The sequence below is a fragment of the Bradyrhizobium guangdongense genome (genome assembly GCF_004114975.1).
Lineage (GTDB): Bacteria > Pseudomonadota > Alphaproteobacteria > Rhizobiales > Xanthobacteraceae > Bradyrhizobium > Bradyrhizobium guangdongense.
Genome location: NZ_CP030051.1, coordinates 4,730,327 through 4,747,988, shown reverse-complemented (window position 1 = coordinate 4,747,988; position 17,662 = coordinate 4,730,327). Strand labels below are relative to the sequence as shown.

Below are 17,662 nucleotides of genomic sequence, written 5' to 3'. Positions count from 1 at the left end.
AGAACCCCCAAGAGGAAGAGCCCCCACCCGGCACTTCGTGCTGACCTCCCCCGCAAGCGGGAGAGGTTGCACCGAGTTTGCCGCTCCATCCTTCAATTCAAGAGGCGCCGCCTCACTCCACCGCCGCGTAAACCAGATCCCGCACCAGGGTCCGCGTGTAGTCACGTTGTCCCGGGCCCTGGCTCATGAACACCGCGAACAGATCTTCCTTCGGATCGATCCAGAAGAACGTGCCGGCAATGCCGCTCCAGAAGTAATTGCCGACGCTGCCGGGGAAGGGTGCGATGCCGGCCTCGCGGCGGACGGCGAAGCCGAGGCCGAAACCGTGGCCGGGCGACAGCAGGGTGCCGTTGGTCACGACGTGAGGTCCGAGATGATCGGACGCCATCAGCTCCAGCGTCTTGCGGCCGATGATCCTGACGCCCTCGAGCGTGCCGCCGTTGCGCAGCATCAGACAGAAGCGGGCGTAGTCCATCGTGGTCGAGACCAGACCGCCGCCGCCTGACTCCATCACCGGCTGCTCGAGCATGTTGAACAGCGCGACCTTGTCGCCGGTCCAGGGATCGGCGGCGAAGGGTTCGGCGAGCCTGCCAGCATTGGCCTCGCTGGTCGAGAACGCGGTCTCCGTCATCTGAAGCGGGGCGAGCACGCGCTCGGTCAGGAATGCGCCAAGCGACTTGCCGCTGACGACCTCGATGATGCGGCCGAGGATGTCTGTGGAGCGGCTGTAGTTGAACTCGTCGCCGGGATGGCAGACCAGCGGAAAGCTCGCCACCAGCGCGGCATGCTCCGCATTGGTGATCTTGCGGCTGCGGACGCGGGAGTCCTGGTAGAGCTTGTGCACGGGGCCGTCGCCCTGGTGCTCATAGGTGAGCCCCGAGGTGTGGCGGAGCAGGTCCTGCACCGTCATCGGCCGCTTGGGTGCAACCAGTTCCAGCTTGCCGCCGCTGACCACGCCGACCTTCTGATTGGCGAACTCCGGGATGAATTTGGCCACGGGATCGCCGAGAAGCAGGTGGCCGTCCTCGACCAGCGCCATGATGCCGACCGAGACGATCGGCTTGGTCATCGAGAAGATCCGGAAGATCGAATCAAGCGCCATCGGCGCCGCCCCCGCCGGGCTCTGCTTGCCGAGCGCCTCGAACCAGCCGACCTGGCCGCGTCGAGCCACCAGCACGGTCACGCCAGGCACGGTTCCCTTGTCGATTTCGCGCTTGAACGCATCCGACATCGCCTGGAGGCGGGGGCGCGACAGGCCCAGCGTTTCCGGCTTGGCATCGGGCAGAGGCGGGGTTTTCGGCGCGGTCGAGAGGTGAGAGGCGGCTGTGGCGGTCATATGTTTCACTCCCGGGGGCACATTATTGTCGGAGTTAGACTGTGACCCAGAAGCCGCGGCACTCACAAGCGAAGCCAGCGCGCCTCACCCTTGCAATCCGGCCTTGCAATCCGGCCGTCCCCTGTGCTTGAAAGCGCGCCTGATCCTGGAGCGGCGACGCGAGGGTCCGTAGGAGTGTAGCTCAATTGGTAGAGCACCGGTCTCCAAAACCGGGGGTCGCAGGTTCGAGCCCTGCCACTCCTGCCAGCGCATCTGCTGGCTAACCCCTTGATCCCGAACTAGTCCGATCTGTCTGCCGAGGACACAGGGCCGACTGGGCCGCACCCGGTGATCCTTGACCTTTGGCCCCATCCGCAGTAGATAGCCGGCACTCGCAGCCGGCCCGTTAGACGCGGATATCCGGCGCGGCTTTGAAATCTCCCGAACATCAGAGCCCGGTTTTCCGGCTCATCCTTCGAGACAGAGGGCTGGGCCACATCAGGCTGTTCGGATCCCCGAAATCCTTATTGGCGTCTCAAACGATGGCAGTCAGCCCGTTCAAGTTCTTGCAGGAAGTGCGCTCGGAGACCGCCAAGGTCACCTGGCCGACCCGTCGCGAGACCACGATCACCACCATCATGGTGTTCGTGATGGTCGCCCTGGCCTCGATTTTCTTCTTCGCTGCCGACCAGATCATCCGTTACCTCATCACCTTCCTTCTGGGCATTCACTGATGGCAACAGCCGCCGCAACCCAATCGTCCGACAAGCGCTGGTACATCGTCCACGCCTATTCGAACTTCGAGAAGAAGGTCGCCGAATCGATCCGCGAGCAGGCCAAGCAGCGCGGGCTCGAGGACCTGTTCGAGCTGGTACTGGTTCCGACCGAGAAGGTCACGGAAGTGCGCCGCGGCCGCAAGATCGATGCCGAGCGCAAGTTCTTCCCGGGTTACGTGCTGGTGAAGATGAAGCTGACCGACGAGGCGTTTCATCTGATCAAGAACACGCCGAAGGTCACGGGCTTCCTCGGCGCCGAGAACAAGCCGATGCCGATCTCGGAGAACGAGGCCATGCGCATCCTGCACCAGGTGCAGGAGGGCGTGGAGCGTCCGAAGGCGTCGGTCTCGTTCGAGATCGGCGAGAACGTGCGCGTGGCCGACGGCCCGTTCGCCTCGTTCTCGGGTGTGGTCGAGGAAATCGACGAGGCACGCTCGCGCGTAAAGGTCGCGGTGTCGATCTTCGGCCGCGCAACGCCGGTCGAACTGGAATTCGGTCAGGTCGAGAAGGTCTGACCGGGTAGCGCGGGACGCCGGCAGGCATCCCGCAAAGAGAGGCCGTGGGAGGGAGAGGGCGGTTGCCAGCCGCATCCGACCCAGACCACGAACCTGAAACCGCCGGCGATTGCCGGCACAACAGGAGTGCTACATGGCAAAGAAAGTGACCGGATACCTGAAGCTTCAGGTCCCGGCCGGTGCGGCGAATCCTTCGCCCCCGATCGGTCCCGCGCTCGGTCAGCGCGGTCTCAACATCATGGAGTTCTGCAAGGCGTTCAACGCCCAGACCCAGAAGGAAGAGAAGAACACCCCGATCCCGGTGATCATCACCATCTATGCGGACCGTTCTTTCACCTTCGAGATGAAGACGCCGCCGATGTCCTACTTCCTCAAGCAGGCCGCCAAGATCCAGTCCGGCTCGAAGGCGCCGGGCCGTGACAAGGCCGGCAAGGTGACCCGCGCGCAGGTGCGCGAAATCGCCGAGAAGAAGATGAAGGACCTGAATTGCGACACCATCGAATCGGCCATGAAGATGGTCGAGGGCTCCGCCCGTTCGATGGGTCTGGAAGTTGCGGGGTAAGCGGTCATGGCAATCGGAAAGCGTTTGAACAAAGCCCGCGAAGGTGTTGACCGCGAAAAGCTTTACCCGCTCGCGGAAGCCATCAAGATGGTCAAGGAACGCGCGAAAGCGAAGTTCGACGAGACCATCGAGGTCGCCATCAATCTCGGCGTCGATCCGCGTCACGCCGACCAGATGGTCCGCGGTGTCGTGACCCTGCCGAACGGCACCGGCCGCACGCTCCGCGTCGGCGTGTTCGCCCGCGGCGCCAAGGCTGACGAAGCCAAGGCCGCGGGTGCCGACGTCGTCGGCGCCGAGGATCTGGTTCAGAAGGTGCAGGAAGGCACGATCGACTTCGATCGTTGTATTGCGACCCCCGACATGATGCCGCTGGTCGGCCGTCTCGGTAAGGTGCTCGGCCCGCGCGGCCTGATGCCGAACCCGAAGATTGGTACCGTGACCATGGACGTCACCGGTGCGGTGAAGGGCGCCAAGGGCGGCTCGGTCGAGTTCCGCGTCGAGAAGGCCGGCATCCTGCAGGCCGGCGTCGGCAAGGCCTCGTTCTCCGAGGAGAAGCTGGTCGAGAACATCAAGGCGCTCGCCGATGCGGTCTCGAAGGCGAAGCCGGCCGGCTCCAAGGGCACCTACATCCAGCGGGTTGCGGTGTCCTCGACGATGGGCCCGGGCGTGAAGGTCGAGCCGGGTACCATCCTCGGCTAAGTCCGGAAATTGCAAGAGGCGAGGGGCGGAATTGGGCAACCGATTCCGCCCCTCGTCGTTTGTGGGCGGCACTCACCGGAAACAAGAACAATGGCTGACAAGGTCCTGATCTACTCGCGTTTTCCGAAAACGATGATGGCGCGTTTCGCCGAGCGGTTCGAACTGCTCGACACCGGCGGCAAGCCCGCAGGCGAGGTGTTTTCGGCGAACGAGCTCGGCGGCATCCGGGCGCTGCTGACCGCCGGCGGTTCGCCGCTGGGGGCGGAGGCGATGGACCTGATGCCAAAGCTCGGCGCAATCGTCTGCTACGGCACCGGCTATGACGGCGTCGACCTGAAGGCGGCAGCTAGCCGCAATATTGCGGTCGGCCACAGCCCCGGCGCCAACGCGGCCTCGGTCGCCGACATCGCGATGACCCTGATGCTGGCGACGACGCGGCGAATCCTGGTCGCCGACCAATATGTCCGCAGCGGCGATTGGGCGGCGTCAAAGCCGTCGCCGATGATGCGGCCGCAGACCGGCATGCCTGGCCGCCCTATCGGCGTCTACGGGATGGGCGAGATCGGCCGCAAGATCGCTGCTCGCTGCGCCGCCTTCGAGAGCGAGGTCGGCTATTTCAGCCGCACCCGATACGATCTGCCTTATCAATATTTCCCGTCGCTGGAAGCACTTGCCGATTGGTGCAGCGTGCTGATGATCGCAGTGCGGGCAGGGGCCGAGACCCAGCACGTCGTCAATGCCGATATCCTGAGGCGCCTCGGCGCGGACGGCTATGTCGTCAACATCTCGCGCGGCTCGGTCATCGACCAGAAGGCCCTTGTCACCGCCTTGGCCGACAAGACCATTGCCGGCGCCGGCCTCGACGTGTTCGAGAAGGAACCGCACGCCCCCGACGCCCTCACGGCGCTGCCGAATGTGGTGTTCGCCCCCCATATCGGCGGCCACACCCTCGAATCGCATGTCGCCATGCAGAACTGCGTGCTGGCCAACCTGACCGCGTTCTTCGAGGGCAGGCCGCTGCCTCACCAGGTCAAATCGGTCTGAATCGGCCCTTGTCGGGCCGTATTAGGCCCGACCGGCAACGGATTGGAACTGGTGTGAATTTTGCTCTTGGCAATCAGGCAGAGAGCGGTTAAAGAACCGCCTCCGGACGTGCCGGCCCTGGCTGGCGCGTCCGTGCACGCATTCCGAAAACCCGACACGCAGGAGATCATTCCTTTTCAGGACGTCCGCAAGGATTTGCCCAAAAAGGAGAGAAAATCCATCGGCCGGTGGGATGCGGGCAGAGGTCGGGCGGTTCGCCGACTGGCCTTGTCCTGTCCAAGACTGCAGGCGCTCGCGGGAAATTCCGATTTCTCAACGGCTTAATCGCACGGCCTGCATAGACGGGTGAAGACCGGATTTCACTTCGCGCCTACCTTAGGGGTAGCCGCGGAAGGAGTTTGGTTCGGACCTCGACACGCCGTGGGCTCTTAGGGGCTCCCGGAGGGCAGGCTTTGAATTGTCGTCTTGCCCGGCGTGTCCGATGGGTTTTGGCCCTGAGGTTCAGGTTTAGGCGGGACGATGGGTGCAACCCGGCGGTCCCGCTTTCGCGTTGACCGCCAACCGGAAAGAGCTTGCTGTGGAACGAGCGGCAAAAAAAGACGCGGTCGAACAGCTCAATGGGGTCTTCAAGACCACGAGCGTCGCGATCGTTGCTCAATATTCCGGCCTCACCGTCGCCCAGATGCAGAAGCTGCGCCAGCAGATGAAGCAGGCGGGTGCCTCGGTGAAGGTCTCGAAGAACCGTCTCGCCAAAATTGCTCTTGAAGGCACTGACGTCGTTGCCATCGGCCCCATGCTGAAGGGACCGACCGTGATCGCCACTTCGAACGATCCGGTAGCGGCGCCGAAGGTCGCCATCGAATTCGCCAAGGCGAACGAAAAGTTCGTCATCATCGGCGGCTCGATGGGAAAGACCGTCCTGAATGTCGACGGCGTGAAGGCGCTTGCCTCGCTGCCGTCGCTTGACGAACTGCGCGGCAAGATCGTCGGCCTCATCGTGGCCCCGGCGACCAAGCTTGCTCAGCTCGCCAACGCGCCCGCGGGCAAGCTCGCGCGCGTCATCCAGGCTCATGCCTCAAAGGGCGAAGCGGCCTGACGCCCTTCGCAAAACTCAAACCCGAACCAGACTTACACTCAAGGAAACTGAACAATGGCTGACTTGCAGAAGATCGTTGACGACCTCTCGAGCCTCACTGTGCTCGAGGCTGCCGAACTCGCGAAGCTCCTCGAAGAGAAGTGGGGCGTTTCGGCTGCCGCGGCTGTCGCCGTGGCCGGCCCGGCTGGTGGTGGCGCCGCTGCCGCTCCGGCGGAAGAGAAGACCGAGTTCACGGTCGTTCTCGCCAGCGCCGGCGACAAGAAGATCGAGGTCATCAAGGAAGTCCGCGCCATCACCGGTCTCGGCCTGAAGGAAGCAAAGGACCTCGTCGAGGGTGCTCCGAAGCCGCTGAAGGAAGGCGTGAACAAGGACGAAGCCGACAAGATCAAGGCCCAGCTCGAGAAGGCTGGCGCGAAGGTCGAGCTCAAGTAAGCAACGCTTACGGGCAAGGTCCCGGGTCGAGGCCCGGGACCTTGGTTCGCCCTCAGAAGGGTGGGCCGGATGCAAAAGGCGTGCGACGGATCGTCCCGACGCAGGCCAAACACGAAAATGTGTGGGGATTTGAGGGTTTGTCCCTCGAATCTGCACTATTGTCGCCCCATATCGGGTCGGCAGCACGAAAGCGCGGTGGGCAGGGCGTCGGATTTCCCTGTAAGCCGTTGGGAGAGCAGGCTATTTCGGGCTTTTGCAGTCCGTGAAGACGATCGTTGAGACGGGCGGGCGCGCACCAGCGCCCCGCGCGTCGTTTTGCGTTTTGAAGGTCTGAAGAACAGATTCAGGACATTCCCGCCTGAAACTGAGTCTCCGGCCCCCAAAGCGGGTTCGACAAATTCAACCCGGGGAGCGGTGGCAGCCGCGTTCCGGACGGTTCGCCCGGAGCGGGCGACGAAAATGAGAGGCCACGATGGCGCAGCAGACATTCACCGGTCGCAAACGCGTTCGCAAGTTCTTCGGACACATCAAGGAAGTTGCCGAGATGCCGAACCTCATCGAGGTTCAGAAGGCGTCCTATGACCAGTTCCTGATGGTCGACGAACCCCAGGGCGGGCGCCTCGACGAGGGCCTGCAGGCTGTGTTCCGGTCCGTGTTCCCGATCTCCGACTTCTCGGGCACCTCGATGCTGGAATTCGTCCGCTACGAGTTCGAGCAGCCGAAATACGACGTCGACGAGTGCCGTCAGCGCGGCATGACCTTCGCGGCCCCGCTCAAGGTGACGCTGCGCCTCATCGTGTTCGATATCGACGAGGAAACCGGCGCGAAGTCGGTCAAGGACATCAAGGAGCAGGACGTCTACATGGGCGACATCCCGCTCATGACGATGAACGGCACCTTCATCGTAAACGGCACCGAGCGCGTCATCGTCTCGCAGATGCACCGTTCGCCGGGCGTGTTCTTCGACCACGACAAGGGCAAGACCCATTCCTCGGGCAAGCTGCTGTTCGCCGCCCGCGTGATCCCGTATCGCGGCTCCTGGCTCGACATCGAGTTCGACGCCAAGGACATCGTCTATGCGCGTATCGACCGTCGCCGCAAGATTCCGGTGACGTCGCTGATGTTCGCCCTCGGCCTCGACGGCGAGGCGATCCTGTCCACGTTCTACAAGAAGATCCTCTACAAGCGGACCAAGGAAGGCTGGCGCGTTCCGTTCGACGCCAACCGCTTCCGCGGCTACTCGACCATCAACGACCTGATCGATGCCGACACCGGCAAGGTGGTGCTCGAGGCCGGCAAGAAGCTCACCGTCCGTGCCGCCCGCCAGCTCCAGGAGAAGGGGCTCAAGGCGCTGCGCCTGTCGGACGAGGAGCTCGTCGGCAACTACCTCGCCGAGGACCTCGTCAACCCGAAGACCGGTGAGATCCACGCCGAAGCCGGTGAGGAAATCACCGACAAGTCGCTCAAGGTGCTCAACGAGCACGGTTACAAGGAACTGCCGCTGCTCGACATCGACCACGTCAATGTCGGCGCCTATATCCGCAACACGCTCGCGGCCGACAAGAACATGACGCGTGAGGACGCGCTGTTCGACATCTACCGCGTGATGCGTCCGGGCGAGCCGCCGACGCTGGATTCGGCGCAGGCGATGTTCCAGTCGCTGTTCTTCGATGCCGAGCGTTACGACCTCTCCGCGGTCGGCCGCGTCAAGATGAACATGCGCCTCGACCTCGATGCGCCCGACACCCAGCGTACGCTGCGCAAGGAAGACATCCTTTGCGTCATCAAGACGCTGGTGGATCTGCGCGACGGCAAGGGCGAGATCGACGACATCGACCATCTCGGCAACCGCCGCGTGCGCTCGGTCGGCGAGCTCATGGAGAACCAATACCGCATCGGCCTCCTGCGCATGGAGCGCGCGATCAAGGAGCGCATGTCCTCGGTCGACATCGACACGGTCATGCCGCAGGACCTGATCAACGCCAAGCCGGCGGCGGCTGCCGTGCGCGAGTTCTTCGGCTCCTCGCAGCTCTCGCAGTTCATGGACCAGACCAATCCTCTGTCGGAGATCACCCACAAGCGCCGTCTCTCGGCACTTGGACCGGGCGGTCTGACCCGCGAGCGCGCCGGCTTCGAAGTGCGCGACGTGCATCCGACGCATTACGGCCGCATCTGCCCGATCGAGACGCCGGAAGGTCCGAACATCGGCCTGATCAACTCGCTCGCCACCTTCGCGCGGGTGAACAAGTACGGCTTCGTCGAGACGCCGTATCGCAAGGTCAAGGACGGTCGCGTTACCGACGAGGTCGTGTACCTCTCGGCGATGGAAGAGGGCCGCTACTCGGTCGCGCAGGCCAACGTGCCTGTCGACGCCAAGGGCCGCTTCACCGAAGACCTCGTGGTCTGCCGCGCCAGCGGCACCCGCGACGTCGTGCCGCTGACGCCCGACAAGGTCGACTACATGGACGTATCGCCGAAGCAGCTCGTTTCGGTCGCCGCAGCCCTGATCCCGTTCCTCGAGAACGACGACGCCAACCGCGCGCTGATGGGCTCGAACATGCAGCGCCAGGCGGTGCCGCTGGTTCGCGCCGAAGCGCCGTTCGTCGGCACCGGCATGGAAGGTGTAGTTGCGCGTGACTCGGGTGCTGCGATCGCGGCACGCCGTTCGGGCGTGATCGACCAGATCGACGCGACCCGCGTCGTCATCCGCGCCACCGAAGATCTCGATCCGACCAAGTCGGGCGTCGATATCTATCGGTTGATGAAGTACCAGCGCTCCAACCAGTCGACCTGCATCAACCAGCGTCCGCTGGTGAAGGTCGGCGACATCGTCAAGAAGGGCGACATCATCGCCGACGGTCCGTCGACCGATCTCGGCGAGCTCGCGCTCGGCCGCAACGTGCTCGTCGCGTTCATGCCGTGGAACGGCTACAACTTCGAAGACTCGATCCTGCTCTCCGAGCGGATCGTGAAGGAGGACGTCTTCACCTCGATCCACATCGAGGAGTTCGAGGTGATGGCCCGCGACACCAAGCTCGGCCCTGAGGAAATCACCCGCGACATCCCGAACGTTTCGGAAGAAGCGCTGAAGAACCTCGACGAAGCCGGTATCGTCTACATCGGCGCTGAAGTGCGGGCCGGCGACATCCTGGTCGGCAAGATCACGCCGAAGGGCGAAAGCCCGATGACGCCGGAAGAGAAGCTTCTGCGCGCCATCTTCGGCGAGAAGGCCTCCGACGTTCGCGACACCTCGCTGCGCGTTCCCCCGGGCGTGCAGGGCACGATCGTGGAAGTCCGCGTGTTCAACCGCCACGGCGTCGACAAGGACGAGCGTGCGCTGGCGATCGAGCGGGAAGAGATCGAGCGTCTGGCCAAGGACCGAGACGACGAACAGGCGATCCTGGACCGCAACGTCTACAACCGTCTTGCCGAGCTCCTCGAGGGGCGGCAGGGCATTGCAGGTCCCAAGGGCTTCAAGAAGGACACCAAGATCACCCGTGCGGTGCTCGAGGAGTACCCGAAGTCGCAGTGGTGGCTGTTCGCTTCGCCCAACGACAAGCTGATGGCCGAGATCGAGGCCATGCGGAAGCAGTACGACGAGTCGAAGAAGGGGCTCGAGCAGCGCTTCCTCGACAAGGTCGAGAAGCTCCAGCGTGGTGACGAGCTTCCGCCCGGCGTGATGAAGATGGTCAAGGTCTTCGTCGCGGTGAAGCGCAAGATCCAGCCCGGCGACAAGATGGCCGGCCGTCACGGCAACAAGGGCGTGGTGTCGAAGATCGTGCCGATCGAGGACATGCCGTTCCTCGAGGACGGCACGCACGCCGACATCGTGCTCAATCCGCTGGGCGTGCCCTCGCGCATGAACGTCGGACAGATCCTCGAGACCCATCTCGGCTGGGCCTGCGCCGGCCTCGGCAAGCGCATCGGCCAGACGGTCGATGCCTATTTGTCGAAGCAGGACATCAAGCCGCTGAAGGAAACCTTGAAGAAGGTCTATGGCGAGGACGAGACGATCAAGACGCTCAACGACAACGAGCTGCTTGAACTCGGCCACAACTTAAGCCGCGGCGTGCCGATCGCGACGCCGGTGTTCGATGGTGCCAAGGAGACCGACATCGAGGAGATGCTGAAGCTCGCGGGTCTCGACGCGTCCGGCCAGTCGACCGTCTATGACGGCCGCACCGGCGATGCCTTCGATCGCAAGGTGACGGTGGGCTACATCTACATGCTCAAGCTGCACCATCTGGTCGACGACAAGATCCACGCGCGTTCGATCGGTCCGTACTCGCTCGTCACCCAGCAGCCGCTGGGCGGCAAGGCGCAGTTCGGCGGCCAGCGTTTCGGCGAAATGGAGGTGTGGGCGCTCGAAGCTTACGGCGCGGCCTACACGCTCCAGGAAATGCTGACCGTGAAGTCGGACGACGTCGCCGGCCGTACCAAGGTGTACGAGGCGATCGTGCGCGGCGACGACACCTTCGAGGCCGGCATTCCGGAATCGTTCAACGTGCTGGTCAAGGAAATGCGCTCGCTCGGCCTCAACGTCGATCTGCACAATTCCAAGATGGGACCGGCGCCGACGTCGGAAGCGGCCGAGTAACACGACCTTTCATGCCCGGCCTTCGCGGCCGGGCATTGGCGCCCCTCCCGATGCCTTGAGGGCAGGGCGCCCCGCTCGAGTGATTTTCGAATTTGCGGCCGGAGGCGACCGGTACGCGAGGAGAAGACGATGAACCAAGAAATTATGAATCTCTTTAACCCGACGACGCCGGCTCAGGTCTTCGACCAGATCCGGATCTCGATCGCGTCCCCGGAGAAGATTCTGTCCTGGTCCTACGGCGAGATCAAGAAGCCGGAGACCATCAACTACCGTACCTTCAAGCCCGAGCGCGACGGCCTGTTCTGCGCCCGCATCTTCGGGCCGATCAAGGACTACGAGTGCTTGTGCGGCAAGTACAAGCGCATGAAGTACAAGGGCATCATCTGCGAGAAGTGCTCGGTCGAGGTTACGCTGTCGCGCGTCCGGCGCGAGCGCATGGGCCATATCGAGCTCGCGGCTCCCGTCGCCCACATCTGGTTCCTGAAGTCGCTGCCGTCGCGCATCGGCCTCCTGCTCGACATGACGCTGAAGGATCTCGAGCGGATCCTCTACTTCGAATACTACGTCGTGCTGGAGCCGGGCCTCACCGCGCTGAAGGACCGTCAGCTGCTGTCGGAAGACGAGTATCTGAAGGCGCAGGACGAATACGGCCAGGACAGCTTCACCGCCATGATCGGCGCGGAAGCGATCCGCGAGCTGCTCAAGGGCATGGACCTCGAGAAGCTCGAAGTGTCGCTTCGCGCCGAGATGCAGGAGACCGACTCCGACATCAAGCACAAGAAGCTCGCCAAGCGTCTGAAGATCGTCGAGGCCTTCCGCCACTCCGGCAACAAGCCGGAATGGATGATCCTGACTGTCGTTCCCGTGATCCCGCCGGACCTGCGTCCGCTGGTGCCGCTGGACGGCGGCCGCTTCGCAACCTCCGACCTCAACGACCTGTACCGCCGCGTCATCAACCGCAACAACCGCTTGAAGCGGCTGATGGAGCTGCGCGCGCCCGACATCATCATCCGCAACGAGAAGCGCATGCTTCAGGAAGCGGTCGATGCGCTGTTCGACAACGGCCGCCGCGGCCGCGTCATCACCGGTGCCAACAAGCGCCCGCTGAAGTCGCTCGCCGATATGCTCAAGGGCAAGCAGGGTCGTTTCCGTCAGAACCTGCTCGGCAAGCGCGTCGACTATTCCGGCCGTTCGGTGATCGTGGTCGGTCCCGAGCTGCGCCTGCATCAGTGCGGCCTGCCGAAGAAAATGGCTCTCGAGCTGTTCAAGCCGTTCATCTACTCGCGGCTTGACGCCAAGGGCCTGTCCACCACCGTGAAGCAGGCGAAGAAGCTGGTCGAGAAGGAGCGGCCCGAGGTCTGGGACATCCTGGACGAGGTGATCCGCGAGCATCCCGTGCTGCTCAACCGCGCCCCGACGCTGCATCGCCTGGGCATCCAGGCGTTCGAGCCGGTGCTGATCGAGGGCAAGGCGATCCAGCTTCACCCGCTGGTCTGCTCGGCGTTCAACGCCGACTTCGACGGCGACCAGATGGCCGTGCACGTTCCGCTGTCGCTCGAAGCGCAGCTGGAAGCGCGCGTGCTGATGATGTCGACCAATAACATCCTGCATCCGGCGAACGGCCAGCCGATCATCGTGCCCTCGCAGGACATCGTGCTCGGTCTCTACTACGTCTCGATCATGCGCGAAGGCCTGCCCGGCGAGGGCAAGCTGTTCGGCGACATGGCCGAGCTCGAGCACGCCCTGCACGCGAAGGTCATCCACCTCCACACCAAGATCAAGTACCGGTGGGAAGGCATGGACGAGACCGGCAAGGTCTCCAAGCGCTGGATCGAAACCACTGCGGGCCGCGTCATGCTCGGCAATCTGCTGCCGAAGAACCCGCGCATCTCGTACGAGATCATCAACAAGCTGATGACCAAGCGCGAGATCTCGGGCGTCATCGACCAGGTCTATCGTCACTGCGGCCAGAAGGAGACCGTGATCTTCTGCGACCGCATCATGGCGCTCGGCTTCTACAACGCGTTCAAGGCCGGCATCTCATTCGGCAAGGACGACATGGTCGTGCCGCACGGCAAGTGGAAGATCGTCGACACCACCCGTACGCTGGCGAAGGATTTCGAGCAGCAGTACAACGATGGTCTGATCACCCATGGCGAGAAGTACAACAAGGTCGTCGACGCCTGGTCGAAGGCCACGGAAGAAATCGCCAAGGCGATGATGAAGGAGATCTCCGCCACCAAGAAGACGGCGAGCGGAGCCGATGCCGACATCAACTCGATCTACATGATGGCTCACTCCGGTGCCCGCGGTTCGCCGGCCCAGATGCGCCAGCTCGCCGGCATGCGCGGTCTGATGGCCAAGCCGTCGGGTGAGATCATCGAGACGCCGATCATCTCGAACTTCAAGGAAGGCCTCTCGGTTCTCGAGTACTTCAACTCGACCCACGGCGCCCGTAAGGGCCTCGCGGACACCGCGTTGAAGACCGCGAACTCTGGCTACCTGACACGTCGTCTGGTCGACGTCGCGCAGGACTGCATCATCACGCAGTCCGATTGCGGCACCAAGCTCGGCATCAAGATGCGCGCCATCGTCGATGCCGGCACCGTGGTCGCTTCGCTCGGTTCGCGCATCCTCGGACGCACGGCCTGCGAAGACGTGCGTGACAGCTCGGGCAAGGTGATCATCAAGCGCGACACGCTGATGGAAGAGAGCCATCTGGAGGCCATCCAGCAGGGTGGCGTGCAGGAGGTGAAGATCCGCTCGGCGCTGACCTGCGAACTCGTCAACGGCATCTGCGGCAAGTGCTACGGCCGCGACCTCGCCCGCGGCACGCCGGTCAACCACGGCGAAGCGGTCGGCGTCATCGCGGCGCAGTCGATCGGCGAGCCGGGTACCCAGCTCACCATGCGCACTTTCCACATCGGTGGTGCGGCGCAGCTCAACGAGCAGTCGTTCGTCGAAGCCAATTTCGACGGCAAGATCGTGATCCGGAACAAGGCCATCGCCCGCAACAGCGAAGGTCACCTGATCGCGATGGTGCGCAACATGGTGGTGGCCGTCGTCGATGCCGACGGCACCGAACGTGCGACGCACCGTGTCCAGTATGGCTCGCGCCTCCACGTCGACGAGGGCGATATGGTCAAGCGTGGCCAGCGCATCGTCGAGTGGGACCCGTACACCCGTCCGCTTCTCACCGAAGTGGAAGGCACCATCGGCTTCGAGGATCTGGTCGAAGGCCAGTCGATCTCGGAAACGCTGGACGAGGCCACCGGTATCGCCAAGCGCGTGGTCATCGACTGGCGCTCGACCCGCGGCGGCTCGGACCTGCGTCCGGCCATCGTGGTAAAGGGCAAGGACGGCAAGGTGCTCAAGCTCGCCCGTGGCGGCGACGCCCGCTACATGCTGTCAGTCGACGCCATTCTCTCGGTCGACGTCGGAGCCAAGGTCAACCCGGGCGACATCCTCGCTCGTGTCTCGACCGAAAGCGCCAAGACGCGTGACATCACCGGCGGTCTGCCGCGGGTGGCGGAACTGTTCGAGGCACGGCGTCCGAAGGATGCGGCGATCATCGCCGAGATCGCGGGCACCATCCGGTTCGGACGCGACTACAAGAACAAGCGTCGCATCTCGATCGAGCCGATGGACAAGACCGACGAGCCGCGCGAGTACCTGATCCCGAAGGGCAAGCACATCCACCTTCAGGACGGCGACGTCGTCGAAAAGGGCGACTTCATCGTGGAAGGCAACCCGGCGCCGCACGACATCCTTGCGGTCAAGGGCATCGAAGAGCTCGCGGCCTATCTGGTCAACGAAATCCAGGAGGTCTACCGGCTCCAGGGCGTGCTCATCAACGACAAGCACATCGAGGTGATTGTCCGTCAGATGCTCCAGAAGGTGGAAATCACCGACCAGGGCGACACGGACATGATCTCCGGCGAGCAGGTCGACAAGATCGAGTTCGACGCGCTGAACGAGAAGGCCAAGGAAGAGGGCAAGAAGCCCGCCACGGGTACGCCGGTTCTGCTCGGCATCACCAAGGCGAGCCTGCAGACCCGCTCCTTCTTCTCGGCGGCCTCGTTCCAGGAGACCACCCGCGTCCTCACGGAAGCGGCGGTCAACGGCAAGATCGATCCGCTCGAGGGTCTCAAGGAGAACGTCATCGTCGGCCGGCTGATCCCGGCGGGCACCGGCGCCTCCATGGCCAAGATCCGCGAAGTCGCCATGAAGCGCGACAAGCTGATTCTCGACGAGCGCGAGAAGCAGGCGACCGTCGCGCCGCCGGCGCCGGAGGCGGAGCTTCCCGCACTGCCGCCTGCGGAATAATAGCTCCTCCGTACGATTACTGAGGATAACGGAAAGGCCGGCTTTTGCCGGCCTTTTTGTTGCTTTCTGCGCTTTCTGCAATGCAGGATCAGTCTTTGTTCATCTTTCCTTCAGGCTGAAAAGAGCTTTTGCTAAGGCAACTTAGACCGGTGGTCCCGTGACGGGGGCAGGGCCGGAGACCACGGAACTCATATGCTTGATCTTGCAATCGTAGGCGGCGGCCCCGGCGGGCTGATGAGCGCCTGGTATCTGAAGCGTAAGCTCGGCGACCTCTGCCGCATCACCATCTACGAAGCGTCCGACCGGCTCGGCGGCAAGATCGTCACGCGCAAATTCGATTCCGCACCGGCGATGTACGAGGCCGGCGTTGCCGAGATCTACGACTACTCGATGACGGGTCCCGATCCGCTGCGCGAGCTGATCCAGCATTTCGGACTGCAGACCATTCCGATGGACGCCGAGCAGGTGCACCTCGACGGCGAACTCTTGAACGACGTACCGGGCATGCGCCGCAAATACGGCGTCAAGACCGCGGCCGCGATCGAGGCCTTCCGCAAGCGCTGCGCTGAAGCGATGTCGCCGATCGAATATTACGAGGGCGTCGGCGCCCACGACAACGAGAACCCCTGGGCCTACAAGACCGCCGAGCAGGTGCTCGACGAGGAGGTCGAGGACGAGACCGCAAAGCGTTTCTTCAAGGTGATGGCGCGTTCGGACATCGCGACCGAAAGCCACAACACCAATGGCCTCAACGCGCTCAAGAACTATCTGATGGATGTCGACGGCTATATCGGCCTCTACTCCATCCAGAACGGCAACGAGCAGCTGATCGAATGCCTCCAGTCGGAGGTCAACGCCGACATCCAGCTCAATCATCGCGTCCTCACCGTCGGCAAGGCGCCGACCGGCCGCTATCAGCTCAAGATGATGAACGGGAAGGGGCCGGAGACGCGCGACTTCGACCTCGTGCTGGTCTGCCTTCCGCACTCCTGGCTCTCCACTGTGGGGTGGGAAGGCGAGCAGCTGCGCAAGTCGATGGTCAAGCACGTCGCCTATTTCGATCGTCCCGCGCATTATTTGCGCGTCTCGATCCTGTTCGACACCCCGTTCTGGGGCGAAAAGATTCCCGGCGCCTGGTTCATGTCGGAAGCCTTCGGCGGCTGCTGCGTCTACAACGAGGGCGCGCGCCACGACGTCGGCCGGCACGGGGTCCTGAACTGGCTGATCCCCGGCTCCGATGCGCTGGCCTTCGCCAATCTGTCGGATCAGGAACTGATCGATGCCGCGCTGAAATCGCTGCCGGCCTCGCTCGGCGATGCCCGCGCGCATTTCATGGAGGGCAAGATCCATCGCTGGCTATCGTCGGTGAACGCGATTCCGGGCGGTCTGCCGGTGCGTGACGTCATGACCAATCATCGGCCGGAGCCGAAGGAACATCCAGGGATCGTCGTGGTCGGCGACTATCTGTTCGACTCCACCCTGAACGGCCTGCTCGACTCCTCGGACGCGGCGACCGACATCATCCTGACCGAGATGATGCGGCTGCGGCGCGAGCGTGCGCAGGAGAATGGCGAGCCGGTCTCGGACAAGATCAACCGCGATTATTTCGAGAACTATCGCGGCCTTGGCCCCTACAGCGAGGTTTGGAGCCATTTCACGGACCCCGATTATCTGAGCAGGCTGGTCGGTATCGTCTGGGGCAAGACGAAGGGCGCCAAGCTCCTGGTCGCGGGTTCCGCCAGTGGCGAGCTGGTCGGTGCGCTACGCGAGCGCGGCATCGATGCCTGGGGCATCGAGAACAATCGCGCCATCCACGCCAGGACGCCGAAGGCGCTGAAGAAGTATAACAAGCTCGGCTCGATCACCGACATGCCGTTCAAGGACGGCAGCTTCGACTACGTGTTCGAAACCAGCCTCTGCCATGTGGCTCCGAAGCAGGTGGTTCGCGCGATCCGCGAATTGAATCGCGTGGTCAAGACCGGCCTCGTGTTCGGTTCGGTGACTTCGGACATGGCGTCGGTCGTGATCGATCGCTACGACCTGCTGCGCGGGGTCAAGAAGCTGGGCACCTGGTGGGAATGGTCCGAGCTGTTCTTCGGCAACGGCTTCGATCTGTCGATGCACCGCAAGGACTGCACCGACGCGCTCTGGGAAGCGACGCTCGCCGCCAACAAGGGTCCGGGCGAGTGGTATGCCGACGCCGATTCCCTGCGCTATTCCTTCTTCGATAAGGTCGAGGACGAAGACGACGATTAGCACCACGGGATGGATGAATTTCGCCAATTGCTTTGCCGAATTGA

At 63.3% G+C, this 17,662-nt stretch carries 11 protein-coding genes and 1 tRNA gene; 11 read left to right on the top strand and 1 reads right to left on the bottom strand.

The window, feature by feature from the left end; translation table 11 throughout:
• Positions 1-112 precede the first annotated feature (112 nt).
• The gene (locus X265_RS22860; protein WP_164938745.1) at positions 113-1,336 is read right to left on the bottom strand and encodes a serine hydrolase domain-containing protein; all 1,224 of its coding nucleotides are present in this window, start codon (positions 1,334-1,336) and stop codon (positions 113-115) included.
• 170 nt (positions 1,337-1,506) lie between these two features.
• Here X265_RS22860 and X265_RS22855 point away from each other — a divergent pair.
• The 11 genes from X265_RS22855 to X265_RS22805 all read left to right on the top strand — a co-directional run bounded on the left by X265_RS22855 (position 1,507) and on the right by X265_RS22805 (position 17,618).
• Positions 1,507-1,582, top strand: a tRNA-Trp gene (locus X265_RS22855).
• 275 nt (positions 1,583-1,857) lie between these two features.
• Positions 1,858-2,049, top strand: coding sequence for a preprotein translocase subunit SecE (secE, locus tag X265_RS22850; RefSeq protein ID WP_092294122.1), 192 nt, complete (start codon positions 1,858-1,860; stop codon positions 2,047-2,049).
• Complete coding sequence (gene nusG / locus X265_RS22845) at positions 2,049-2,606, top strand: transcription termination/antitermination protein NusG (protein ID WP_128966840.1); 558 nt, start codon at positions 2,049-2,051, stop codon at positions 2,604-2,606. The genes secE and nusG overlap by 1 nt, the downstream gene beginning before the upstream one ends.
• Positions 2,607-2,739: 133 nt before the next feature.
• Positions 2,740-3,168: a 50S ribosomal protein L11 gene (gene rplK / locus X265_RS22840; protein WP_057745528.1), complete on the top strand. Its 429-nt coding sequence runs from the start codon at positions 2,740-2,742 to the stop codon at positions 3,166-3,168.
• Positions 3,169-3,174: 6 nt separating this feature from the next.
• Positions 3,175-3,867, top strand: a complete 693-nt coding sequence (gene rplA, locus X265_RS22835; protein WP_128966839.1) for a 50S ribosomal protein L1 — start codon at positions 3,175-3,177, stop codon at positions 3,865-3,867.
• 90 nt (positions 3,868-3,957) lie between these two features.
• Positions 3,958-4,911 carry a 2-hydroxyacid dehydrogenase gene (locus X265_RS22830; protein ID WP_128966838.1) on the top strand — a complete coding sequence of 318 codons (954 nt, stop codon included), beginning with the start codon at positions 3,958-3,960 and terminating at the stop codon, positions 4,909-4,911.
• A 577-nt stretch (positions 4,912-5,488) separates the two neighbouring features.
• A complete protein-coding gene (gene rplJ / locus X265_RS22825; protein WP_092294972.1) occupies positions 5,489-6,007 on the top strand; it encodes a 50S ribosomal protein L10 in 519 nt (172 codons plus the stop codon).
• 54 nt (positions 6,008-6,061) lie between these two features.
• Positions 6,062-6,439 (top strand): 50S ribosomal protein L7/L12, encoded by a 378-nt coding sequence (gene rplL / locus X265_RS22820; protein ID WP_063682744.1) that lies wholly within the window; start codon positions 6,062-6,064, stop codon positions 6,437-6,439.
• 472 nt (positions 6,440-6,911) lie between these two features.
• On the top strand, positions 6,912-11,036 hold the full coding sequence (gene rpoB / locus X265_RS22815) for a DNA-directed RNA polymerase subunit beta (RefSeq protein ID WP_128966837.1): 4,125 nt from the start codon (positions 6,912-6,914) through the stop codon (positions 11,034-11,036).
• Positions 11,037-11,165: 129 nt separating this feature from the next.
• On the top strand, positions 11,166-15,362 hold the full coding sequence (gene rpoC / locus X265_RS22810) for a DNA-directed RNA polymerase subunit beta' (RefSeq protein WP_128966836.1): 4,197 nt from the start codon (positions 11,166-11,168) through the stop codon (positions 15,360-15,362).
• 192 nt (positions 15,363-15,554) lie between these two features.
• Positions 15,555-17,618, top strand: coding sequence for an FAD-dependent oxidoreductase (locus tag X265_RS22805; RefSeq protein ID WP_128966835.1), 2,064 nt, complete (start codon positions 15,555-15,557; stop codon positions 17,616-17,618).
• Positions 17,619-17,662: the final 44 nt, after the last annotated feature.